The following is a 23,406-nucleotide window of genomic DNA, read 5'->3' as shown; positions in this document are numbered from 1 at the left end:
ACGGCTGGTATCACGTACCTGGGCGGTAGTGACTGGGCGTTACGCTATCTGTTACGGGTATAACTGCGGGACAGCGAAGGGCTTACTCTAGGAAACCTGACAGAATCAAGGTTAAAGACGCGGGATCCTTGAGTCCGGAGGCAGGCGTACTGCCCCCGACTTGAATCTCAACGGATGACTGGGAGCTTGATTTTATGCACCTACGGTAAAGGATTATTGCCAATCCTTTACCGTTAGGTTTTAGGCATTCTTAGAATTTATGACGAATGCCAATTGTTGCGGCAATCTGGTTCGATGTCGAAGAGGGAGAAAAAAGGCTGATGCTCGCAACTGCCGGGCGATTCGTCGAGTCTATGCCGCTGGCGTGCTGATATACGCCCGCAGCATAGAGATCAGTACGTTTGGAAAGGAAGTAATCCGCACCCAGCATTGCCTGATGGTATTTTGCATCGTGAACGCCGTACCCCTTGGTGTAGTCATATGCGACACCGAGTAGCAGCGCAGGGGTGATCTGATACTTGAAATTCACCTCAGCGTTGTGGAACTTCGCAGACCCAGCGTAGCCCAAGGGATTCAGACCCGGTTCGCTACCCAAATCTTTAAACTGGGTATTACTGTACGTCGCTCCGAACGTGGCTGCGCCCAGAGTGTAGGCGGCACCAGCAGAGATGACCTGTTGCGTCTTGGCGGATGCATAGCCCGAGTAGACGGCACTTCCGCCCATATTCGAGCCGGTAGTACTCGAAGTGGCGTTATTTCCGAAAAATGAGAAATTGGGGTCCTTGACGTTCAAATACGCCGCGCCGAACTGCAACGGGCCGCGATTATAGCTCGCGCCAACCGACCATATCTGGTTGCGATTGAACTGACCTGCAACTCCTCCGAGGCTATAGAGGCCGCCGAACTTGATTCCGGAGAAATCGGTGCTGGTGTACTTTATCGCGTTATTGACGCGATTCGTGTTGAGCATATTGTCAAGATCGCCGGGGTGCGAACCATAATATGAGGCCCATTGCGCGCCGACCTCGAAGATACCGGTGAAGTCTACGACTGAGTCGTACTGGCGGCCGAGGGTGACCGTTCCGAACCGGCTAGACAATCCAACGTAGGCCTGACGACCGAATTCATCTCCTCCTTGCCCGAGCCGTCCATTGACAACATTGATTCCGTTTTCGAGTACAAAGAGTGCGCTCAATCCGCCGCCAAGGTCCTCTGTTCCGCGAAGTCCCCAGCGACTTCCTTGCAGGTTCCCACTCGCCAAGGAATAAAGCTTGGATCCTTGGCCGTTGGTCGCGACGTTGTTCGCGTATACAAACCCTACGTCCAAAAGTCCGTACAGAGTGACGCTGCTCTGAGCATAGACGTGCGTTGTAAGGAATCCTAAAGCAAGCGAGGCGCCAACGGTTTTTTTCATTAGTATGTCTCCTTTCAAAAGATAAACGGCGGGTGTGGGACTTGGGAGAGTCATCGGTAGGACTGTGTCAGACGGACAGCCCCAACACCCTGCGAAATCTGGTCGCAGTTCGCCTACTACGTATGCCAGGCTTGGTCCAGCCGTCTAAAAGATCGTCCGCCAACGTGCGCCACAGTGCGACGTCGCCGCACGTGGAACGGTGCAGGGAACCGCATCCGGTGAGCGCGATGAGGATATTCTGCTGCCGGTCAAATGCTTAGAAGTCTAACTATAATAGTCAGAAAGACACTCGGGTTAAACACTGATGTCGGCGATAGGTTTTGCGAAACATCTTCCTGCGGATGGCGTCCGCCTTGGTTGCGCAATGCAATTGCGGGAGTTGCCTGGCGGCGAATGGTCAGGTTCCTGCTTGGAAAAATTGCTTTCCCGAAGAGAATGTGTGAGAGAGACCTTGAAGCGTACTGTTCCAACCCGGAACAATTGCTGTTCCGCTAGCCTTGTAGATGCATGACACCTCGATGGAAATGTCATGCAATCGATCGCGGAACTCGCGAGTAGGGCGACGATCGGGAGGGCTGGTTACGCCAACGAGGAGTGAAGCGACGCGTCGACGACACTATAACCGACTACTGTCGGACCACAAGTGGGGGACGGCCATGAGAATGGAGTTTCCATGAGCTTGAAACTCTCGTGATTCTCAGTGTGGGCTAGGCCGGAACATGCAGACACTCGATGTCGAGACTAGAACTCACGAGAGTGAATCGAGCAACTCGGGGGAAGTCCGACTGACCTCACGGGTTGCTCAACGTTTACGTGATTCGGCATCGGACCACCTTGATGCCGCGCACCTAACAACTAGAGCGCTTCAGCTTGGCAGTTTGAGACATCAGCCATGGTTCCCCGACAGAATTGCCCGCGGTAACAGCAACAAACCGGCTATTGCTTAGTCAGTTTATCCAACCAGTCCGAAATCATTCCAGCAATCTGATCGCTATTTTTATCCATCATCATTTGATGGGTGTTACCACGTATTCCAACGCTTGGAAGATCGATCACCTGCAGATTCCCCCCGTCTTTCTTGACTGCATCGGCATACGCATCAACGTTTGTCCGAATCCGCCGCCAAGAAGCGAACTCCTGTTGGTTATCCCCCCATAGAAGTAACTGAGGTACCTTTTTTAGAACGCTGAAATCACGAGCATCGACAGGCGGTGCAGCTGTCAGCTCCACCGCCGCCACAGCTTTTATTAGGTCGGGATGCCTTTCTGCAAGCAACAATGCAAAATAGGCGCCCGAGCTCTGCGCGATGATGGCACAAGGACATACACGATCAATTAGAGCCTCATAGGATTTCAACTCGACATCGTCGAGACCAGCAAAGCGCGGAACGCCTTCCTTTGCAAGATCTTCAAAGTGGTCGACAGGGAACTTCACCCCATCGAATGCCTTCGACTCCTTTTGATCGTTCGCATAGTGAGGTCCAATTCTTAGCAGACTCCAAGTCTCTTCGTTCGGGCGAAATATGGGGGCGACCGGGAAAATCTCTGGATACTGGGACCATGATGCGCGACCTTTCCCTACGCCGTCGGTTAGGTAGGTATCGTACCCCTCGTGTAGAAAGAACGACTCCCATCCGGGGCGACCGTCTGGTGTTGTCTTCCACATCGCTCCAGTGAGCGTTCCACCGTTTAGAAACAACACAGGCATGCGAGCACGCGGCCGCATGAGACGGGTAAACTCCACATAAACCTGCCCTGTCTGGTAGGTCCCATTCGGATCAAGTTTTAGCGGGGGTGCCGCGGCAGCATATCGTACCTCTCGCGTCGGAAGCCCGGTAATCACTTTTTGTTCGCCGCCGACAAAAAAACTTCCGAGATCCTTTACTGCTATCTCTTGACTCTGTCTCAGGAATCGTAGATCAAGTATTCGATCAAAATCTAAACTTGCATCGTCAGGAAGCTGTGTTGTATCTTTGAGCGACGCAAAAACCCTCTGTAGGCCAGGACGTGAAATATTCAGATTAGCGTCTAGAATGCTTAAACGGCTAGTATCGCTAAGGGCGCGCGCTGCCAACGTCTTGGACGTTTGCAGCTCAGTTGCAGCAATGTCCGCGGCGATATCGGGATGAGCATCCATATAGTCCTGGCCACGCTTAAGTGCCCTCAAAAATGCGACGACAGTTTGTTCGTGTGTCCGCGCCCATCGATCATCGACATTTACGCTGGTAAATTGCCAGTCAGGAATATAGGTTGATACTGCACCAAGGTTTGAATAACCGAGCGCCTCGGCTTCGTAGCTGAGGGGAAACGGTTGAAGACCCATATCAATCTTCCCCTCTCGCAGTAGTTTCCAGCGAGAGGGCGCACCGCCAACCGCCGATATCTTGACATCGTCTGGGTGTAGTCCTGCGGACTTAACAATCTCCTTCACTAGATAAGTGGTCCCTTCATGGATTGATAGCACACCTACGTTTGCTCCCTTCAATTGGTCCAGCCGCTTAATCTCTGGCTTAGCTATGATGAAATGGGGAAGCCGCTTTGCGTTGCCTGCAATGATACGCAAGGGACCTCCGGTATAAGCATTGAGGATTACGCTTTCAGGCGTCGATATAGATATCTGACTTTGTCCGGATAACAGTGCCGCGTTTAGCTTTTCCGCGTTGTCAAATACATCTATCTTCGCGCGGATATTTTCCTCCTCGAGGTATCCTTGATTCAAGGCAATCCAAAGGGGAGCATAGAATACGGTTCTGGATACGATCGCCACATTCAAGATCTCAGCAGAATGCGCAGAGAAAGAGGCTACTGAAATACATGTGAACAAGATAACGAATACACTCGGTACTTTAAATATTTTCCGAGATAGTTTGCGGATCTTCAGCATAGTATTCCTCAACATGTCAAACAATTTGGATTAAGACTTATGTAAGCTACGAAACACCCTTGATGCGCCGATTCAATGAAACCGTCAGGGCTGTATCGCGAGTGAAAATGAGTAGACGTCTAACAATAATAGCGCAGCTTCAGAGTTCCGATAAGGGACATCGGGAAACTACCGAGTTGTCTAATCTGCCAAGGGACTCGCAATGGGGTAGTTTCGGAGAGGGATGACCTTCAACGGCTCTAGGCTCAGTGACCGCACTGCCGGCGCGACGAAGCTCCGAGGTTGCGAAGCATGCATGCTGATCGTGCGAGACTCTACAGTTCCGGATTCGCGCGCTTCCGGCGGCTGAAGACAGGCTGCTCACTTGCTATTCGTCGTGGCGCTACACGGAGAACAAGCGTGTCTAGCAGGACAATATGAGGTCGATGGCGCGGAGAACGCTGGAAGCAATTGAATCGGAAGAGCATCTCTGCCGCACACTGCGCAGTCGAGCTGCTGAAGGGCGACAGGGCGCGGGGTAACGCGCAGCAAGCGCGTTGGCATGACCGCCCTCGAAGTATCGCGTTCGCTTCTACTCGATTATTGGCTCACTAGTCCAAGAGTGGATCGCAATGCGTCGCGTTGATATAGCGAGCAACTGGCTGAGCCCGGCGTAGAACCGTCCAGAGGCGGCTAGCCGGCAGACGTCAACGCCCCGGCTGAAACCTTCTACGCGATGTACTAGGGGAATTGAGTCATCGCCGTTCGCCTTGAATGCCGCGTGTGCAGTCGAGCCGGCTACGCTGGATTGCGTGGTCTAGTTCAACATCGTCGATTTGTCGAATCAGCACGCGATATCTCGTCCACGGAAGTTACGACGAACCCGATGCGGCCTCCGTAATTCCGGGAGGGCAGCTCTCGGGCGAAACGTGTTTGACTCTAAAGCGGGCCAATCGATGCCGTATCCGTTTTGCCCAGCCAAGAGAGTAACCGCCCGCCGGCGAGATGAATCTGCTGCATCTCGGGGCTCTGGTCTCAGGTTTTTTCGCTACGGGGATGACCGAGTTCGTGCGAGATGCCGGCTGCCAATCTCGCATTTACGACTCCCCAGTTGTCCAGGTTTGCAATACTGTTCTCCGTCGCCCGTGCCATCAGCGACAACGCACCGATGGGTGTACCGTTCGCATCGAAGAATGCTGACGCCGTGCCGCAGACTTCGCCGTTCCATTCCCCACTGTCGATGGCGTAATGCTTCTGTGCTCCTTCTTCGAGACGCTTGTCAAGGTCAGCGGGCGCAAGTGCATTGTTAACAGGAGAACGTAATTTGTCTAGGACTTCGCTCTTGAGAATCTCGGGAAGCATAGAAATGTAGGCAGTTGGAATGGCGACCAGATCATGACCTCTGGGCATGAAGCTCCAGCAAGGCAAGCGCCCTGGAATTGGTGCGCGACGAATCGGGAATGTGTTTTGACCTCCGGCCTGCTCCAAAAAGAGTAAATCAAGGCTGGACGCGACTGTTACATGGACGAGCTCACCCGTGCGCCGCGCGAGGTCCTCAGCGAAGGGCGAGACGGCCCGGCCACGTTGAGGCGGGGATTAGCTTCCGGCGAGCCGAAGCCGACTTTGAGCTATTGCCGCAAGGGCGTCTGGACGTCGAATCCGTCTATAGACGATGCTCTCCGCTCGAGAATCCAGAATGCTTCCGGGATCCCGAGGACTACGGCCGTGCGTGTACTGACTCGGGGACTGGACGGCCTCGCACCACGCTTGACGACCGAAGGGTGGTCAGAATGGCGCAGGCTCCGAGTGTCGTTATCCTTCCGGACGCTGACGCATCTGTTCGATCGCTGCGCCTGGTGTGTTCCTAGCCGGTATCGCGTTCGATGCGTCGTTAGGCGCCTGCACGAGGCTTATCGCCGGGTCTTACGGGTCATCCACTCAAACAAGGGATTGCTCCTAGTGAGAGGCGCTCAGTGCTGGCAATTTGATTAAATATCGAATAATATCTGCGCTTGCTAGGTCCGTGACGACTGCGTTCTACGGGCGAGGCAATCAACTCTCTCTCTTCTACTTTTTCGGTTTGTGTTCATATGGATGCTGACACGCACGAAGCTCTGAAACGGAATGTCCGGGAGGCGCTCGCTGAAGACATTGGTGAGGCGGATTGGACGTCGATGTTGGTACGTCGGGAGCAAATGGCATCTGCCACGTTGCTGGTGCGTGAGACCGCTGTGCTTTGCGGAAGACCTTGGTTCGACGAAGCATTCTCGCAGGTGGAACCGTCACTACGAGTCGAATGGTTCGCAGATGAGGGAGACAGAATTGAGGCCGGCCGGGACGTGTGTCGCATTATTGGGCGAGCGCGCAGTATTCTGACCGCAGAGCGCACTGCGATCAATTTTCTGCAGTTACTTTCCGGCGTTGCGACGGCGACGCGAAACTTGGCGGAAACAGTGGCTGGTACGTCCGCGCGCATTCTTGATACGCGCAAGACACTACCTGGACTGCGCCTCGCGCAGAAGTACGCTGTCCGCGTGGGCGGTGGGGAGAACCATCGACGCGGGCTCTACGACGGGATTCTTATTAAGGAGAATCACATCTCGGCGGGCGGAGGCATTGCGGACACGTTTCGCTCAGCACGGGTGCTTAAGGTAGATGTGCCGATTCAAGTGGAAGTAGAGACTCTTGCGGAACTAGAAGAAGCCCTTCAGGTCGGTGCGAAGTCTATCCTGCTCGACAACTTCTCCCTTCAACAGATGCGTGAGGCCGTCTCGATTAACCGAGACCGTGCAGAGTTGGAGGTGTCTGGCGGCGTTACGCAGAGTACGTTGAGGGCGATAGCAGAAACGGGCGTCCATCGGATTTCTGTGGGTGCTCTAACCAAGACCGTTCAGGCAATCGACTATTCGATGAGAGTAAATGCCCTAGCCGGAAAACACGCGCTCTGATTACCTATGGGGCCGGGGGAATTCCGTCAACGCCACATAGTAGCGCCAGCAATTCTTCGCCTGAAGCAACCGACGCTACCGCTGTTGCGTTTTGGAGCAGTCGAAAGCTGCGGTTCTAGCCCGTGGCGGAACGTTGGAGTAAGTCGGAGTTTCACCTTTGGCAGCGAATCCGACGCGATCGATCATCAACCTGGTGCGGGAATTGCGCCGCACCATTATTTATTCCTTTCGAGGCTGTCATGCGAGCGAAGGAGCCCGTATGGCGAAAATCGACGTCGGAGGGCGCATTGTGTGCGCGACTTTTGCTCCCTCCAGTGGTCGACTGCGAATAACCGAAGACTCCAAGCTCCTGCAAGTGCTTTCGCCGCCGGATTCTTGGGTGGCCATTGCAGCAGCAAGTCAGTCAAGTGGTTGGGGAACACGTCCGAGCGAGGCTGACCTCACGGCTTTCCTGGAAGGCTACGTGTCACGCGATTCGGGGCTCTGATAGACGCTCGTCAGTGCGGCCACTTGGTGCATGCACTCACCGCGTCATTACGACCCTAAAGCGGCGTAAGCAAACGCCGTCTGTTTCCACGCCATCGCAACGTCGGTGCATGGTTCGCGCATTCGACATCCGATCGTTGCGCGTTGCGGGAACCCGAACAAACCCCGCCTCCTTTGTCCTTCGAAGCCGTCGATTGCTCGCTCGAACAAACCTTGAAAGGGCGATGGCGACTGTGTTCTGACAAAAATACTTTGATCTCTAATATAAAGAATCGGGCGGTTCCGCCGTTACCCAGTCCGTAAACATATGAAATTGGAGATCAAATGCGGCGTCCAACCTTTCGCGTGCAGATATGGATTCCCCTTATGCTTGCGCTTCTCTGTCTTGTTGCGGTCGCAGGCCTCGGTGCGCTCCAGATTCGAGTGTCGAACTCAGCGAACTGTCGTTTCTCGCGAGCGCACACAATGTCGTGTTCATCGGCGGCCCAGGCACCGGCAAGACGCACCTTGCCTCGGCAATCGGAATCGAGGCCGTACAGCGCCACGGTAAGCGTGTGCGTTACTTCTCAACTGTCGAGCTGACCAACGCGCTGGAGCAGGAGAAATCGACCGGCAAACAAGGCCAGATCGCACACAAGCTAATGTACGTCGATCTGGTGATTCTCGATGAACTGGGCTATCTGCCGTTCAGCCAGACCGGTGGTGCATTGTTGTTCCATCTGCTCTCGAAGCTGTACGAGCACACGAGTGTCGCGATCACGACCAATCTCAGCTTCGGCGAATGGGCGACCGTGTTCGGGGATGCAAAGATGACGACAGCGCTGCTGGACCGGGTTACGCATCACTGTCACGTCGTCGAGACCGGCAATGAATCGTGGCGCTTCAGGACCAGTTCTGCGAAGGCGAAGGCCACAAGAAAAAGAGCAGCAAAACCGGCTGGAAACGAAGAGTTATCCACACCGGAATAGATGTACTACGCTGTGTCAGGGTGGGTCAGATTTAGATGAAAACAGTGGGTTAAGACTGCGTGAAAATCAACACGACCAGGAGCGAAGCAAACGGAATGACTGTTGCTAGCCCGCTGTTGCGCGCAATCTCGTCGCGGCCCATGGTTTTTTGGCCTACGGCGACGCGGGTACCGCTTTCAAGGGTCTTGACGACAAGCCGCCATCGAAGTCCATCTACGTATGCATATTGAAGACCGTCCGTTAGATTTGCTGAGAGGGTAAGGGGCGAATTCTCGTCGAGGGTTTGGATCACCAGTTTCGATTCGAAGTCCGCACCCGGCACGTCGGCGAGCGTCTCTCGCTGCATGACCGCCAAACTTCGTGGGGTAACGAGCGCCGCAAGCTGTTTCAACTGCCCGTCCTGCAACTCGTTGGCTTCATGGAAAGCTGTCTTGAAAGCGATGAATCCCCCAATAATCGCGATCAACAGGACAAGCGCACAAAGCCATGCAGACAGACGAAACTGAAGTGAGCGTGTCATATTTGTTTCGAAACCATCCAGCCCATGCCGCGTACGTTCTTGATTGCTTGAACGCCAAGCTTCTGGTGCTGCGCAACCTCGATAGCCAAGCTCTCTCGTGTGAAATTGTCCACGACCGTCAACGCTCTAAGCTTGCGTCCGTCAAACAATGCGTCGGCCACGAAATCCATGCTCCATATCTGGTTCATGTCCGTGACCAAATGTTTAGGCTGACGCAACCGTGCTGATTGTTGCGCTTGGGCCTCTTCAGCCGTAGCGACAGGCCTTCTTCCCGATGAAGCCGATATACCCGTTTGTGATTGTCCTTCCAGCCTTCAGCCGACGAGTCGCGCGCCACTGACTTGTAGTGGTAAAGCGCGCGCGCATCGAGACGAACCCAGGGCAGGCACCTGCTGAGTTGGGCGGCGAGCGCATAATTGCTGTCGGGAAACAAGCGGTTCACATGCTGCCGTTTCGCTTAATTCCATCGACGCAGCTACCCGCGTTTCGCACTAGAAACATGGGTAGCGATCGCACATAGACAGGCACCTCCTGGAGTGTCGCCTTGCAATGGCGACTGCGTCGGGCGGCCGCGAAGCGGCTGTACAGTTCGATCGCTAGGCACAGCTCGGAGACATACTATGTACTCTGACGGCCTACTGCAGCCGACTAAGTTCAGGCGAAGCGTGAACCGTTTTATAGCCCCGAGCGCTTGAGCATCGCCTCGGGATAGCGCGCACCCTGAATTTTTACGGCGTCTGCGCCCGCTCTAATTTCCTCGAGATCGGGGGTTGAGAGCGTTATAGACAGTGCGCCAACGTTCTCCTGAAACCGGTCAAGGCTGCGCGTTCCGAACAGCGGAACAATCCATGGCTTTTGCGCGAGAAGCCAAGCAAGGGCGATTTGTCCGGGCGTTGCTCCGTGGCGGTCGGCGATGGTTCTCAGCAGAGAAACGAGCGCCTGGTTGGCCTGACGGGCCTCAGGCGTGAAACGGGGAATTTGACCGCGGAAATCGTCGCTATCGAACGTCGTGCCCGCATCGATCTTACCGGTCAAGAAGCCCTTGCCGAGCGGACTGAATGGGACAAAACCGATTGCAAGCTCCTGCAAGGTGGGAATAATTTCGGCCTCGGGCTCGCGGGTCCAAAGGGAATATTCGCTTTGCAATGCGGTCACTGGATGAACTGCATGCGCCCGGCGGATAGACTGGGCGCTAGCTTCCGATAGCCCAAAATGGAGGACCTTACCCTCGGCAATCAGGTCCTTCACGACACCTGCAACGTCCTCCATTGGCACGTCCGGGTCAACACGGTGCTGATACAGTAGGTCGATATAGTCGGTCCTGAGTCGGCGTAAGCTGCCCTCCACGGCCGACCTGATCTGCGATGGTTTACTGTTCACGCCGCCCCGGTGCTCACCCGTCGTCTGATCGATGTCCCAACCGAACTTCGTGGCGATCCGTACCTGTTGGCGTATACCTGCGAAGGCTTCGCCCACCATGTCTTCATTGGTCCAGGGACCATACACCTCGGCGGTGTCGAAAAAGTCCATGCCAAGGTCCACTGCTTTTCGCAACAGGCTGATCATCTGTACGCGGTCAGGAATTTCTCTGGACTTCCCGTATCCCATACAGCCGAGAGAAACAGCCGATACGGTAAAGCCTTGTCCAAGTGTACGGGTCTGCATAATTTGCCTCGTCATCGGAAAGATTCAGTTTTGCACGTCCGACGAATTCCGACCTTTAGCTGATGCTGAACGGTCATCAGGTATCCGGACACCGCGCTTATTGCCCCGTCACTCCATCGACGATGTAAGTCCGGCTGTTCCCCGAACGGTGGCGAATGGGAATGATGGCCTGATAGGCAGGAGAGTTGTACCAAGCCTGTGCCTGCGCCAATGAGTCGAACTTGATGATCACCAGGCGACCTTGCGCGCCGAAGCCTTCTTTCACATCCATTTCACCGCTGCGAACGATGAAGCGTCCGCTAAACGGCTTGAAGGTCGATTCGACTGCGGCGCTGTACGGCTTGATGCCTTCAAGATCGGTCGGCTGAAACTCCGCAACGTAATACGCCGGCTTTGTAACTGACGACGGCTGAGCCCAAACTGACGTGTGGCCCAGGTTGATGGCCATTCCTAAGGCCGCGAGCCAAACAAATCTCATGCTTTTCATGGAAATCCTCACAGTGCAGTCTGGCCGGCTTTCGTCACGGCTGGCCGCCCATTTTCTTGAAGATTAGCGGCATCGCTTTCGCATCAATGGCTTGCATTTCCACAAGCCGCAGTGATTTCACCATCTCCAACGTTGAAGTCTTATATTTCTGAAAATGCGGGGACCTTATATGCGCGTTGTACGCATCGCGGTTCGCATAGATTTCCACAATCCTGATCTGAGTTGGGTTGTCCCTTTGAGCGGACGGGAAGATGCAGAGAACCCCTGGTTCGAGACGCACCGAAGCCTCGGCCTCTTCACCCAGAAAGCGCTGATATCCGTCGAGACTCTGGCTAAAGACCTCGATTTCGGAAATGCGCACTAACATGGTCGTCGGTTCCTGTGCGTACACTTTTGAGTGTCCGATCAATACCGCGACCGCGCACATCAATACCCGTATCAGGATGGTCGGAGGGTGGTGTCTCTCGAACATGGTGTATATCCCATTCTTCCGTTTCACACTTCTCAGCGACAGCCCTCTGATGGAGGTGTGATGCCAGGCGTGCTCATCGTCGTCGTGCTGTCAGCAAACCATTCAGCCGCGAGGCGGCGCAATCGTCGGCGGCTGCTCTGGCAGCGGGGGCACGATGCCATCAACGGAATGTGGGACATACGGTTCCTCGAGTGCAGCGATCTCCACTTCGGTCAAAGAGAAGTCGAGCGCGGTTATGGCGGTCGCGAGATGTTCGGGCTTTGTCGCCCCGACGATCGGGGCCGTGATACCCGGCTTTGACAGCAGCCAAGCCAGCGCAACATGCGCGCGCGGCACCTTGCGATTCTCGGCGATGCGCGCTACGACCTCGACGACTTTTTGATCCTGACTTTCCGCGTTTTGGTACATCTTCAAAGCAAACGCATCGTTCTGCGTCCGCGTGGTGGTTTGGCTCCAGTTGCGCGTTAACCTGCCCCTGGCCATGGGACTCCAGGGAATGACGCCGACGCCCTGATCGGCGCACAGCGGCAGCATTTCCCGCTCTTCTTCGCGGTAAAGCAGATTGTATTGCGGCTGCATTGAGATGAAACGTGTCCAGCCGTTGCGCTCTGCGAGATGTTGCATCTTCGCGAAGCGCCATGCCTCCATGGACGACGCACCGATGTAGCGGACCTTCCCCGATTTCACGATGTCGTGCAGCGCTTCCATCGTTTCCTCAACAGGAGTGCCGTGATCGAAGCGGTGGATCTGGTAAAGGTCTACATAGTCCATTCCGAGTCGGTTCAAGCTGTCGTCGATTGACTGGAAAAGAGCTTTGCGGGACAGGAATCCGGTATTGGGCGAGTTGCGCCAAGGGAAAAAGGCCTTAGTGGCGACGACAATCTCTTCGCGCCGGGCCATGTCGTTAAGGGCTCGCCCTGTAATTTCCTCGGAACTTCCGCCCGAATAGACATTTGCCGTGTCGAAAAAATTGATGCCGGCTTCCAATGCCTGCCGGAAAAACGGTCGAGATGCCGATTCATCGAGCGACCAGGGCTGAGGCAGACGGTCCGGCTCTCCATAGCTCATGCAGCCGAGGCAAAGGCGCGAGACTCTTAGACCCGTCCGGCCAAGGTTGACATATTCCATTTCCATCTCCAATGATCTGTGATGATCAAGCACCATGGATATATACCGCAGAGCCTGTGACCAACCTGGATTACAAACCCTTCCAGGTCACGGGCCGGCCCCGAGATATGCGGTGCTAATCTCAGGCGTCGCTAGCTGCGAAAAGCGCTTCCCACCCTACGAACGGGCCAAGGGGAATAATTTCCCAGTCAATAAGGCCGACCTTGGCGAGCGGGAACTCGGCAAGAGCCAGCTTCGCGGCCTCTATCGAATCGCTCTCGGCAATGATGGCGACACCGAGACGATCGTGACGGAAATAAATGTCGCGCACGAACCCGGATTTATAGAGTTGCCAGCCGTGGCGTACTTCGTCCAGAAGGTGAGATTCATATTTCTCGGGGCTGGAGTCGGGTAGCGGTATGTCGAGACAAAGCAATCTCATTGTCCTGCTCCGGCCTTGAACTGCTTCGTCACCTCGGCGACGCGCTGGCCCAGACAGGCGGCCGTATCGAGATCGCTGCTGATGGGCGACAGTTCTGGCGACTCGTCATTTGATTGCGCCATTGCACCGAGCCAACCACCGACACGGTTCTTCTCCTGCGGTGACTTACCCGGGAAAATGTCCAGGCCGACCCAGATCATCCCGTGCTGCGCGGCGAACAGCGCCATAGTAACGAGGGAATTGAGCTTGTCGCCGTGCATGGCGCCGGAGTTAGTGAATCCAGCGGCGATCTTGTTGCGCCATGACTGCGGGACCCACGCGGTGCGGGTCGAGTCTTCCATTACCTTCTTGAGACGTGCACTCACGGTGCCGTTATAGGTGGGCGAACCGAAGATGATCGCATCGCCAGCTGCGAGCTTGTCCCAGGGGGCGTCGCCGTCGGCAACGGCAATCAATTCTGCTTCGGCTCCCGGCACGCGCCGAACGCCGTCTGCCACAGCCTGGGCCTGCTTCGCCGTGTGGCCATAGCCACTGTCATAAAGGACGGTAACGATCATTTGTGTCGACATTAAGGTATGCAATATCCTCATTTTCGTCACGTGGAGCCGCTACCGGAAGTACGGTTTTAGTTGAGTGACTATCAACCAACGGTTTAGAATGCGTTAAATGATGGGACTGCGTTCAACGCAAGGGATGACGTGGATTCTTCACAGCGGGTTCGGGGAATCGTTTCGCTGGTGCAAGCCGTGGACACCGGCAGTTTTGCGGCAGCCGGCCGGGTGCTCGGCATCACGTCGGCTGCCGTGAGCAAGAACGTCGCAGGCCTTGAAAAGGCATTGGGAGTGCGATTGATGAATCGCACGACCCGCGCGTTGAATCTGACCGAGGAGGGAGAGGCATTTCTCCGGCAAGCTCGGGTCGCGCTGGAGGCACTTGATGCCGCCGTTGATACGATTGCTGCACAGCGCGCCGTGCCTAGCGGGCGGGTTCGCATTTCGACAAGTGCTGCATTTGGGCACGACCATGTGATGCCGGCTTTACCGCCACTATTGGATCGCTATCCAAGCCTCTCGATCGAAGTCGACTTCGATGATCGCGTTGTGGATCTTGTGCGGGATGGCTATGACATCGCCTTCAGGGGCGGCAATATCCCTGATTCTGCCCTCGTCACCCGTCCGGTCTGTCGCCTGAATACGGTGTTGGTTGCCTCGACTGACTATCTGGCAAGGCACGGCGCACCGCGAACGCCCGACGAGTTGCAAGCGCATCGGCTCATTGCGCGGCGATTCCTGACCGGTCATATCGCGCCGTGGGATTTCAAGGCCGACGATGGAAGCATCACGACATTCGACCCTATGAACAAAGCATCGCTGACGCTATCTGCGCCGGAGTCGCTCGTTCAGGCAGCATGCGACAGCGTTGGAATCGCCGAGGTCGCTATTCATCTTGCCTGGGACCATCTGCGTTCCGGCACGCTGAAGATAGTTCTCCACAAGTGTCACCGGCCTGGAACATACGAGATGGTGATGCAGTATCCCCACAGGGCACTTACGGCACCACGGGTGCAGGTCACGGTGAGCCATCTGCTTGAGGCGCTGTCGGCAGACGACAAGCTGCATGTGTCCATGGATACCTTGAATGCCTACACCGCTTAGGGGCTACCTCCACGGATACGGTTGAGTGGTCGTCGGGCTCGAGCACCGAGGCCAGCACCCGCGCCGGAGCGGGGTGCTGGTGGAAGCAACGGACACCTAACGGGCGCCCTTGAGAGCAAGCGAGCGGACAAGCGCGTCGTTACGCCAATTATCATAAAACCGGCGCGAACGGCAGTCGTCACCGGTATCAGCGTCGCAACAACGGAATGTACGGCAGCTTCCGCCGAGGAGACTGTGCATGGCCCTACATCCTGTATCCGGGTTTCTTGAGCAGCGTTTCAAGCCGTGCCTGGATGTCCGGTCCATAAACCTCATCCTTCCATCGGTCCGACCAGACTTCCTCGAAGCCGACTGAGACAGACTCCTCTCCGTCGCCGAGGATGTCCATCACATCACGAGTGATGGCCTCGGCCAGCCGGCGCTTTTGCGCCTCCGTCTTGCCCGGCCAAGCTTTTTAACAATGACATGTGGCATGGCATTTTTCTCCAGGGGTGAACCGAGCGGGAAAGCGAAAAGTGCGCGTCCCGATCGGCAGCGCTCAATACGCTTGACTAGTAGGGCGGAAGAGCACTTCGTTGATGTCAACGTCTTCTGGCTGACCGATGGCGAACGCCACCACGCGCGCGAACGAGCTGGCCGGAATCGCCTTTCATACGTCTTCGCCATCCCCGCAGCGATGTCTGGGTCGGTGATCGTGTCGGTTAGTTCAGTCGCGACCGCGCCAGGCGAAACGATGGTCGTGCGGATATTCCAGGGTTTGACCTCCTGGCGAAGTCCTTCCGAAATCGCTCGTACTGCCCACTTCGTACCGGCGTAGACGGCGCCTCCGGGGCCCACCTTATGACCCGCGACGGACGAAACGTTGATGATCTGGCCGCCTTTCTGCGCCTGCATGTGGGGCAGCGCAGCGCCGATACCGTACAGCACGCCCTTGATGTTGACGTCGATCATCCGGTCCCAATCGTCGATCTTCAGCTTGTCGAGCATCGAGCTTGGCATGAGGCCGGCGTTGTTGAGCAGTACATCGATCCGGCCGTGCAGTTCCACTGCACGATCGACCAGTGCCTTGACCTGCCTGCGATCCGTCACGTCGGTCTGCAGGATGGCTTTTGCATCAAGTCCCAGTTCGCTCGCGAGTGCTTCGAGTCGATCGAGGCGACGCGCGCCGAGGACGACTTTGGCGCCCTCCCTTGCGAGGTGACGCGCGGTCTCTGCACCGAGTCCGCTGCTGGCGCCAGTAATGACGACCACTTTGCCGTGAATGTTTTCACTCATCGCTATTTCCTCGCTTTCTGATAATGCCGATCATGTCGCCCGCTTCGAGAAAACATCCTTGAACACGGGCATTGCACAGAAGACGTTCGGCCAACCCGCGTAAAAAGCGAGCTGCGTGAGGACCTCGGACGCCTCGTCCCTGGTGAGCCCGTTGTCTATCGCGCGATTCAGGTGATACGGAATCTGCGCGACCTGACCGTTCGCCACGAGGGCGCTTACCGTCACGAGCTTCGGTCGCGCGGTGCAAGCCCCGGACGCAGCCACAGGTTCCGGAAGAGGGCGTCAGTCGTGTACTGAACGACGCCCGGGGCGACGAGGCCGAAGTTGCCCTTCCGCCGACGTTGCACCGCTGCCGCTGAACGAAGCCGCAGAGCAACAGCTTGGTCCGCACTGATTACACGTTCGTCGAAGATTTGCTTGGCGACCGCTGATGCGGCGGTTGCATTCGCCCATCCCGAATAGAAAGCGAGACGCGCGATTATTTCGGAGATCCGGCGCGCTTCATCACTTCTCGCAGCTGCCGAGATAATGCTCGTCCGTTACCTTTTCCAGCCACTCAACGTTTTTGGCGTCGAGCGCTTCCTGAATGGCGATATGCGTCATCGCGGTCGTCGAGGTCGCGCCGTGCCAATGCTTGTGGCCCGGCGGGCACCAGATCACATCGCCGGCGCGGATTTCCACGCGCGACTCGCCGTCGCATTGCGTCCATCCGCATCCTGCCGTCACGACTAACGTCTGGCCGAGCGGATGGGTATGCCACGCCGTGAGCGCGCCGGGCTCAAACGTCACGCTTGCGCACGAGACCCGCGCGGGCGGCGGCGGAGCGTTCAGCGGATCAATCCGCACCGTGCCGGTGAACCATTCGTCCGGCCCCTTCACTGAAGGCTGAGAGCCTGCGCGTTCCAGTTCCATGGTCGTTCCTTGTCTATGTATTGAAGGCATATGCCACCTGAGACTAATCTACCTGCTGGTCATTGATGCGACTAGGTGGCAATATCGGCATGGCCTTATGCGCGGGAGCATGAATTGAAGGAAGATTTCAACGATCTGGTCGCTTTTATGATGGTCGCTCGGGAGCGCAGCTTCACGCGTGCGGCGGCGCAGTTGGGCGTCTCGCAGTCAGCATTGAGCCGTACTGTGGCCGCTCCCGAAAAGCGGATGGGCTTGCAGTTGTTGACGCGCACTACCCGTAGCGTTTCACCGACTGACGCCGGCGAGCGGCTCCTTTTGGCCATCGGGCCTCGCTTTGAAGAAATCGAGGCTGAAGTGGACTCGTTGCGCGCGATGACGAATCGGCCGGCGGGGACGGTGAGGATCACGACCACGGACTACGCAGCGAACGCGTACGTCTGGCCCCGGTTGCAGCCGCTGCTGCGCCAGTATCCTGAACTGCACATTGAGTTGGTGAATGACTACGGATTAGCTGATATCGTTGCGGATCGATTTGACATCGGCGTGCGGCTCGGCGACCAGGTCGCCAAAGACATGGTCGCGGTGCGTATTGCGCCCGATATGACGATGGCGATTGTGGCCTCGCCGTCATATCTGAAAGCAAGGCCGCCTGCGAAGACACCGTAGGAGCTCACGCTGCATACCTGCATCAATCTGAGGTTGCCGACACGGAACGCTCTGCTTCCTTGGGAACTGCGTAAGGGACGGCGGGATTTGCAGGTTTGGGTTGAAGGGCAGCTTACCTTCAACAACGTGTATCAGATGGTCGACGCATCGCTTGCCGGCTTTGGGCTCGCCTACGTGCCCCAGGACCTTGTCGAGGAGCATGTGCGTGCAGGGCGTCTGCGATGGGTGTTGGAAGACTGGTTTCCTACATTCGTCGGGCATCACGTCTATTACCTGAGTCGCGGTTCACCACGTTGGACTGCTAAAATGGGGTACAAGTCGTCTTTCCGCTGACCGCGCCTTTCAAAGTGCGGCTGCCTTCAACGTCAGGCCTCTCCACGAAGTCTTTATGCCGGCAACCTCCACCGTCGATACCAGCTTTGTGACTTCGCCCGTAAGCGCGCATTAGACGGCGTCTCTTGCGCATTGCGATGCGACATACGTCAGGCTATGGTTGGATCAGTCGCCAAGGCAGCAAAGCCTCGTAGTCGTCGGCGGTGTGCGCGTGCGGAAGACCTTTGAACAACGCGATCAGGTATTGGTACGGCTCAATGCTGTTGGCTTTGCAGGTTTGCACGAGCGAATACAGGTTGGCGGCGGCGTTTGCGCCGGCGACGCTGTCACTAAAGAGCCAGTTCCGGCGTCCGACTGTAAACGGTCTGATCGCGTTCTCACACGGGTTGTTCGAGATGGGCCATGCTCCGTTGCCGACGTAGCGAACCAGCTTGGGCCATTGGCCTCGCAGATATTGAAGCGCTTTGCCGAACCCGCTTTGCGGCAACACCGTGTTCAGATGACGCGATAGCAGCGCCTCGATCTGATCAAGAGCTGGCTGACTTCTGGCCTGCCTGAGTTGCTGGCGCTGCTCCGGCGTCATGTGTTCGGATCGTGCCTCAACGGCAAACAACTGGCCGATCAGGCGAATGAATTCGCTCACTGGATGATTGCCGCCGCGCTGTACCTTTGGGAGGTCCTCTTCCGCCTCAATCAGGTAACGTCGCGCGTGCGCCCAACATCCGAGGTGCACCAGCTGGTTTGTTCGGGCGATTTCGTTGTACGGCTCGTAGCCGTCGCTCATCAATACCGCTCCGGGTTTGATGCCTGCATAGAGCACGGCGGCCTGCGCCGCGCTGCGCGTGGGACTGTAGCTGAACATTCGCACTGGTGGTCCGGTACCGTTCATCTGCGCCCACATGTAGCTCTTGCGTTGTGCAGCACGGCCCGGCTCTTTTAGTACCTGCACCGTCGTTTCATCGCCGTAGACGATGTCGGCCTCGAGCAGGTGGTCGCGCATCAAGTTGATCAGCGGCTGCACTGCCATGCCGACGCGCACTACGCTTGCTGCCAGCGTGCCGCGTGAGAGATCGCCACCGAAACGGTGCAGCAACGCGGCGATCCGGTACAGCGGCAGCGCGTCAGCAAACTTACTCACAACCACCCATGCAAGCGCTGATTCAGTGAGTAAGCCCTTCGGGATGATGCGCGAAGGTGCCGGAGTCACCTTGATGCCAAGGTCACAGCAAGGGCATGCGTATTTGATTCGCTGGTGCTGAATGACGCGAACCTGCTGCGGCACGATATCGAGTTGCTCGCTGATCTCGGCGCCGATCTCGACCAGTGCGTGGCCATCGTGTGCGCAGACGCGTTCTGATTCGGGCAACTCATGGCGCACGACCTCGCGAGGCAGCATCGGGTCTAACGGTTTGCGCCCACGCTTCCTACGTTCATGCGCGCCGACTTCGACGCTTTGTTCAGTTTCGGCCTGTTGCGCCGGCTCGCATCCCGTTGCGAGCGCTTCTGCTTCGTTCAGGAAGAGGTCGCGTTGCTCAGCACCGCGCACTTCGCTCCTGGAAGCAAACAACTGCCGCTGATAGGCCTTCAGTCTCTCGCGCAACAAATCGCGTTCGACTGTCACCACACGCAACTCGCCCTTCATGGCAGCGAGTTCTGCGCGCAGCGCCTGCAGTTCGTCGGTAGAAGAAGAGGATGATGGCGGCATCGCTGAATTAGACCAGCGATGCCGGTTCTCGTTTCAGGTCACGCGCTGATAATAACGCCTCGGATGCGCGCGCATCGCTTCGATGTCGATGCCCTCCAGTAGCCAGTGAAGTTGCTCTGTTCGCAGCATGAGCGCCGCTTCCTTGCGCGGCCATACGAAGCGGTCCTGCTCGAGGCGTTTCATGAGAAGCCAGAAGCCGTTACGGTCCCACAGCAGCATCTTGATGCGGTCACGCCGCTGATTGCTGAACACATAAACCGCACGCGCGAATGGATCGAGCTTCATTGACTGCTCGACGATGGCTGCGAGACCGTTGATGCTCTTGCGGAAGTCAACGGCGTCACGATGCACATAGACTTTCAGTTCATCGTCCAGGCGGAACATCGCACCGTCCAAGCGTCTCGATCATGGCCGATAGCAACGGCGCGTCATTGTCGGTGCATTCGAACCGGAGTGTGACGCCGTTGGGCATCTGTACCATCAACCGCGCCGAAGTAGGCGACGATGTCCTTGCTGCGGGGGTGCGGCGGTGTGCCTTCGTGGATGCGGGCGCAACCACCGCTTCGTGACTTTCGACTTCGACTACCGGAACGAAAGCTGTGCCAGTCGGCGCCGGCTTTAGGGACGTGCCAGCCAGTCGCTGCTGATGCAGCTTGATCCACTTGTGCAGCAAGTTGGCGTTGACTCCATGCTTGAGTGCGAGTCCGGCGACCGAAGCGCCCGGCTCAAGACACGCTTCCACCAACTTCTGTTTGGTTCGCCGATCATATCTGCGCTTGCCGTCCCGACCAACGTTGACGACCTTCAACCCGGTCGTTTCTGAGTGCTCTTCTGTCATGAAAGGTGTCCACTGATTCGAAACAGTGGACATAGCCTGCGCGCTCAGATCAAACAGTTCCAGACGTCCGTTTCTGCGCGCTTACCTTCGCCCTTGGGGAGCCGTTCGATACATACTTCACTCACATTGTTAAACCGGCACTAGAAGAGTGTGGTCTGTACGCGATTCGCGGCGACAGCTTGTATCGCCCAACGACTATCGTCGATGACATATGGCAGGGGATTCGGGAAGCAAAGCTTCTCATTGCCGAACTGACGGACTGGAATCCTAATGTCTTTTATGAGCTCGGGTTGGCTCACGCCATTTCCAAGCCCGTAATCCTGATCTCAAAGTCCATCGACGACGTGCCCTTTGATCTTAGATCGATTCGTGTTCTTGTGTACGACAAGGATCATCCTGATTGGGGCAACGAGCTTCGGCTCAGCCTCACCAAGGCGATCAACGAAGTTCTTCAGAACCCAACTAGCGCAATCCCAACCACTTTCAAAATTGCTGTGAAGCCTGTCGTTCCGGAGGAGGCCGAAACGGCCGTGAGGTTAGAAGCACTTGAAGCCATGGTTCATCGTCTGGCGGACGGTCTCGATGCGAATTCTTTCGGCACCTATGTTGAACGGGTTGATCCGGAGGTCTCCCATAACACACCACAAAGATTCGAGCCCGGTCAGAATGTTTTCCACTTGAAGTTCGGACCTGGCGAGGTGCTTGCAGTTGAAGGTCATGGTAAAGACGACTATAAGGCCCAAGTCAACTTTAAAACTCAAGGCGTGAAATGGCTGGCGCTAAGCGTTGCTAAGCTCAATTTACTGCCGGATTGATACGGTCGCCTCCTGCGTTTCAGCTCCTGGATTGACCGGCGGCGATCGGCCACGGAATCGGCGATGCGAATGACAGCGATGGGTGGTCGTTTTTTGTCTCTCGAAGTTCGGACCGATTCCACTCATCGGCTAGCTTCGTTTGGTGATCCCGTTGTAACCGACAGCGGCTAGTCGACGCCTGCCAACTCGGATCGCTTCGTTGCAACATGGCGAGACACACTGTCATAAGCGTCAGCATGTATGCTTGAAGCGCGGTGAGACGAGTGTGCGCGTGGGAGTTACATGAGTCACCGTCTTGGCAAGCTCCGGATGATCCTGAGAAAACTGCGACGCTTTTGCGCCTTCGTTTTCGCTGCTTTGCTCAAATCCTGCATTTCTGCCGACGTAGCGGCGTGACGCCGATGCAACGAGAAGCGAATTGTTCAGGGCCGACTTCTAGATAATTTCTGCCTTTCGTACGGTGGGTTGAACGCCGCGAGTCAACGGTAACCTAGGCCCCTCACGACGTTGGGCGGCCATGATGCATTTCAATGACTATTAGATTTCGGTGGAAATCGACATTTTGCTTCCTACTGCACACGCCCAGAGGTCATTTGCACACTCAAGTTCGTGGGCGAAGACTGGGGTTTTGCGTGCGCAAACGAGCTGCAAATCTACTATTGCTGCAGGGCGGACGTGGGCGTGAACATTCGAGTCACGCTACAGACTCGGACTACACCGATTTCACATAAATCAGACGTCACGAGCGCAATGCAGTAACGCGTGTGAATATGTGATCGAACGATCGCGAATTAAGGTGAAATGTCGCATCGCCTGTCGTGAAAAAGTTCGTAAACGAGCGCGCGGAGCCACTGATGACCATCATCGCGATGGAACTGACCGTGCCAAATTTGAACGATGTCCATCGATTGGAAATCGAATGGCAACGCACATGTTTTGACATCCTCTCTGCATGAAAGTACCTGAGCGAGGCGACTCGGAACGCAAGCGATCATATTGCTCGCTGCGATGATCCGATCAAGGCCACCAGAGTGAGCTACTTGCATAACGACACTTCTGGTGATCCCATGTTGTTCGAAAATGACGTCCATAGCGGCTTCGAACCTAGCGTGGCTGCCGGCTGTCGGGGTGTAGATGAGATGATCAGCCTCAAGGAACTGTGCCGGCGTCAGCGAGCCTTTTATTGATGGATGATCACTCCGGAACAATACGACATACTTTTCGTCGAAGAGGCGCTGTTGGTGAAATTCACTGCCTATTCCGCTAAACATCCCTATCGCCAGGTCAATCCGCCCGTGGGTCATCATCTGCTGCGCCTCATTGAGTTGAGGATCGACAGTCACTATTCTGACGCCTGGGGCCGCGCCGTGGACCTTGGCGGCCAGAGGTGGCAGGAAGATCGCCTGAGCCAGATCGCTGACGTAAAGATGAAAGGTCCGTGTGGCCGACGCAGGTTCGAACGGTCGATGCGCTTGCAGCGCCAACCGGAACGAGCCGAGTCCTTGCGTCACTAGGGATGCGATTTCCGTTGCCCTTGTCGTCGGCAACATGCCTTCCCGGGTACTCACGAACAATTCATCATCAAACAACGCTCGCAAGCGCTTCAACGCGTTGCTGACCGATGGCTGCGTGAGATGCAGTTCGTCAGCCGCGCGCGTGGTGCTCTTGCTGCGGTAAAGCGCATCAAAAACCAGCAGGAGGTTTAAATCGGTATTGCGCAACGATGTGCTGATGCCGCGGTTTGTCATGATTGCTCGTAGTCGTGTCGCTTGGCCATTGATGGCATGAATGCACGCATTCAGGCGGGAAATTTAACTCGCGGGTGTTACGCCTCTA

The 23,406-nt window shown here is 56.2% G+C and carries 20 protein-coding genes and 4 pseudogenes; 5 read left to right on the top strand and 19 right to left on the bottom strand.

The window, feature by feature from the left end; translation table 11 throughout:
- Positions 1-250: 250 nt before the first annotated feature.
- The 3 genes from U4Y90_RS12485 to U4Y90_RS12475 all read right to left on the bottom strand — a co-directional run bounded on the left by U4Y90_RS12485 (position 251) and on the right by U4Y90_RS12475 (position 5,686).
- Complete coding sequence (locus tag U4Y90_RS12485; RefSeq protein ID WP_321794880.1) at positions 251-1,414, bottom strand: porin; 1,164 nt, start codon at positions 1,412-1,414, stop codon at positions 251-253.
- A 936-nt stretch (positions 1,415-2,350) separates the two neighbouring features.
- Entirely contained in the window at positions 2,351-4,297 is a 1,947-nt protein-coding gene (locus U4Y90_RS12480; protein ID WP_321794879.1) for an ABC transporter substrate-binding protein, read from the bottom strand.
- A gap of 1,014 nt (positions 4,298-5,311) precedes the next feature.
- Positions 5,312-5,686, bottom strand: a complete 375-nt coding sequence (locus U4Y90_RS12475) for a hypothetical protein (RefSeq protein ID WP_321794878.1) — start codon at positions 5,684-5,686, stop codon at positions 5,312-5,314.
- Between the two features lie 680 nt (positions 5,687-6,366).
- Between U4Y90_RS12475 and nadC the strand changes: the two genes are divergently transcribed.
- Positions 6,367-7,224 carry a carboxylating nicotinate-nucleotide diphosphorylase gene (nadC, locus tag U4Y90_RS12470; protein ID WP_321794877.1) on the top strand — a complete coding sequence of 286 codons (858 nt, stop codon included), beginning with the start codon at positions 6,367-6,369 and terminating at the stop codon, positions 7,222-7,224.
- An 809-nt stretch (positions 7,225-8,033) separates the two neighbouring features.
- A pseudogene (gene istB / locus U4Y90_RS12465) lies at positions 8,034-8,678 on the top strand (IS21-like element helper ATPase IstB); the annotation flags it as partial.
- Between the two features lie 49 nt (positions 8,679-8,727).
- Here istB and U4Y90_RS12460 read toward each other — a convergent pair.
- The 8 genes and pseudogenes from U4Y90_RS12460 to U4Y90_RS12425 all read right to left on the bottom strand — a co-directional run bounded on the left by U4Y90_RS12460 (position 8,728) and on the right by U4Y90_RS12425 (position 13,928).
- Positions 8,728-9,198: a hypothetical protein gene (locus U4Y90_RS12460; RefSeq protein WP_321794876.1), complete on the bottom strand. Its 471-nt coding sequence runs from the start codon at positions 9,196-9,198 to the stop codon at positions 8,728-8,730.
- Between the two features lie 74 nt (positions 9,199-9,272).
- Positions 9,273-9,562: pseudogene (locus U4Y90_RS12455) on the bottom strand (IS3 family transposase); the annotation flags it as partial.
- 311 nt (positions 9,563-9,873) lie between these two features.
- Positions 9,874-10,863 (bottom strand): aldo/keto reductase, encoded by a 990-nt coding sequence (locus U4Y90_RS12450; protein ID WP_321794875.1) that lies wholly within the window; start codon positions 10,861-10,863, stop codon positions 9,874-9,876.
- A 97-nt stretch (positions 10,864-10,960) separates the two neighbouring features.
- Positions 10,961-11,311, bottom strand: a complete 351-nt coding sequence (locus U4Y90_RS12445) for a DUF1330 domain-containing protein (protein ID WP_321794874.1) — start codon at positions 11,309-11,311, stop codon at positions 10,961-10,963.
- Between the two features lie 73 nt (positions 11,312-11,384).
- Positions 11,385-11,822: a putative quinol monooxygenase gene (locus U4Y90_RS12440; RefSeq protein WP_321794873.1), complete on the bottom strand. Its 438-nt coding sequence runs from the start codon at positions 11,820-11,822 to the stop codon at positions 11,385-11,387.
- A gap of 102 nt (positions 11,823-11,924) precedes the next feature.
- Positions 11,925-12,950, bottom strand: a complete 1,026-nt coding sequence (locus U4Y90_RS12435; protein WP_321794872.1) for an aldo/keto reductase — start codon at positions 12,948-12,950, stop codon at positions 11,925-11,927.
- A 121-nt stretch (positions 12,951-13,071) separates the two neighbouring features.
- Positions 13,072-13,371 carry a superoxide dismutase gene (locus U4Y90_RS12430; protein ID WP_321794871.1) on the bottom strand — a complete coding sequence of 100 codons (300 nt, stop codon included), beginning with the start codon at positions 13,369-13,371 and terminating at the stop codon, positions 13,072-13,074.
- Positions 13,368-13,928, bottom strand: coding sequence for a flavodoxin family protein (locus U4Y90_RS12425; RefSeq protein ID WP_321794870.1), 561 nt, complete (start codon positions 13,926-13,928; stop codon positions 13,368-13,370). Before U4Y90_RS12425 ends, U4Y90_RS12430 begins: the two co-directional genes overlap by 4 nt.
- 141 nt (positions 13,929-14,069) lie before the next feature.
- Between U4Y90_RS12425 and U4Y90_RS12420 the strand changes: the two genes are divergently transcribed.
- On the top strand, positions 14,070-15,026 hold the full coding sequence (locus U4Y90_RS12420; protein ID WP_321794869.1) for a LysR family transcriptional regulator: 957 nt from the start codon (positions 14,070-14,072) through the stop codon (positions 15,024-15,026).
- A gap of 244 nt (positions 15,027-15,270) precedes the next feature.
- Here U4Y90_RS12420 and U4Y90_RS12415 read toward each other — a convergent pair whose 3' ends face one another.
- The 4 genes and pseudogenes from U4Y90_RS12415 to U4Y90_RS12400 form a co-directional block, all read right to left on the bottom strand.
- The gene (locus U4Y90_RS12415) at positions 15,271-15,414 is read right to left on the bottom strand and encodes a hypothetical protein (protein WP_321794868.1); all 144 of its coding nucleotides are present in this window, start codon (positions 15,412-15,414) and stop codon (positions 15,271-15,273) included.
- 150 nt (positions 15,415-15,564) lie between these two features.
- Positions 15,565-16,301, bottom strand: a pseudogene (locus tag U4Y90_RS12410) (SDR family oxidoreductase).
- 30 nt (positions 16,302-16,331) lie between these two features.
- Complete coding sequence (locus U4Y90_RS36110; protein ID WP_415749334.1) at positions 16,332-16,508, bottom strand: carboxymuconolactone decarboxylase family protein; 177 nt, start codon at positions 16,506-16,508, stop codon at positions 16,332-16,334.
- A 297-nt stretch (positions 16,509-16,805) separates the two neighbouring features.
- Positions 16,806-17,213: a cupin domain-containing protein gene (locus tag U4Y90_RS12400; protein WP_321794867.1), complete on the bottom strand. Its 408-nt coding sequence runs from the start codon at positions 17,211-17,213 to the stop codon at positions 16,806-16,808.
- A gap of 114 nt (positions 17,214-17,327) precedes the next feature.
- Between U4Y90_RS12400 and U4Y90_RS12395 the strand changes: the two are divergent.
- Positions 17,328-18,212 (top strand): annotated as a pseudogene (locus U4Y90_RS12395) (LysR family transcriptional regulator).
- A gap of 154 nt (positions 18,213-18,366) precedes the next feature.
- On the opposite strand, the gene tnpC reads toward U4Y90_RS12395, so the two are convergent.
- The 3 genes from tnpC to tnpA are packed head-to-tail and all read right to left on the bottom strand — an operon-like array spanning position 18,367 to position 20,755.
- Complete coding sequence (gene tnpC / locus U4Y90_RS12390; RefSeq protein WP_321794866.1) at positions 18,367-19,917, bottom strand: IS66 family transposase; 1,551 nt, start codon at positions 19,915-19,917, stop codon at positions 18,367-18,369.
- A gap of 33 nt (positions 19,918-19,950) precedes the next feature.
- Positions 19,951-20,313 carry an IS66 family insertion sequence element accessory protein TnpB gene (tnpB, locus tag U4Y90_RS12385; protein WP_321794865.1) on the bottom strand — a complete coding sequence of 121 codons (363 nt, stop codon included), beginning with the start codon at positions 20,311-20,313 and terminating at the stop codon, positions 19,951-19,953.
- On the bottom strand, positions 20,282-20,755 hold the full coding sequence (gene tnpA / locus U4Y90_RS12380; RefSeq protein WP_321794864.1) for an IS66-like element accessory protein TnpA: 474 nt from the start codon (positions 20,753-20,755) through the stop codon (positions 20,282-20,284). The genes tnpB and tnpA overlap by 32 nt, the downstream gene beginning before the upstream one ends.
- 179 nt (positions 20,756-20,934) lie before the next feature.
- Between tnpA and U4Y90_RS12375 the strand changes: the two genes are divergently transcribed.
- Complete coding sequence (locus tag U4Y90_RS12375) at positions 20,935-21,570, top strand: hypothetical protein (RefSeq protein WP_321794997.1); 636 nt, start codon at positions 20,935-20,937, stop codon at positions 21,568-21,570.
- A gap of 791 nt (positions 21,571-22,361) precedes the next feature.
- Here the strand turns inward: U4Y90_RS12375 and U4Y90_RS12370 are convergent.
- Positions 22,362-23,318, bottom strand: a complete 957-nt coding sequence (locus U4Y90_RS12370) for a LysR family transcriptional regulator (protein ID WP_321794863.1) — start codon at positions 23,316-23,318, stop codon at positions 22,362-22,364.
- Between the last annotated feature and the right edge of the window lie 88 nt (positions 23,319-23,406).

It is taken from the genome of Caballeronia sp. J97 (genome assembly GCF_905220305.1).
GTDB lineage: Bacteria > Pseudomonadota > Gammaproteobacteria > Burkholderiales > Burkholderiaceae > Caballeronia.
This window is presented reverse-complemented; position numbering and strand designations above follow the sequence as displayed.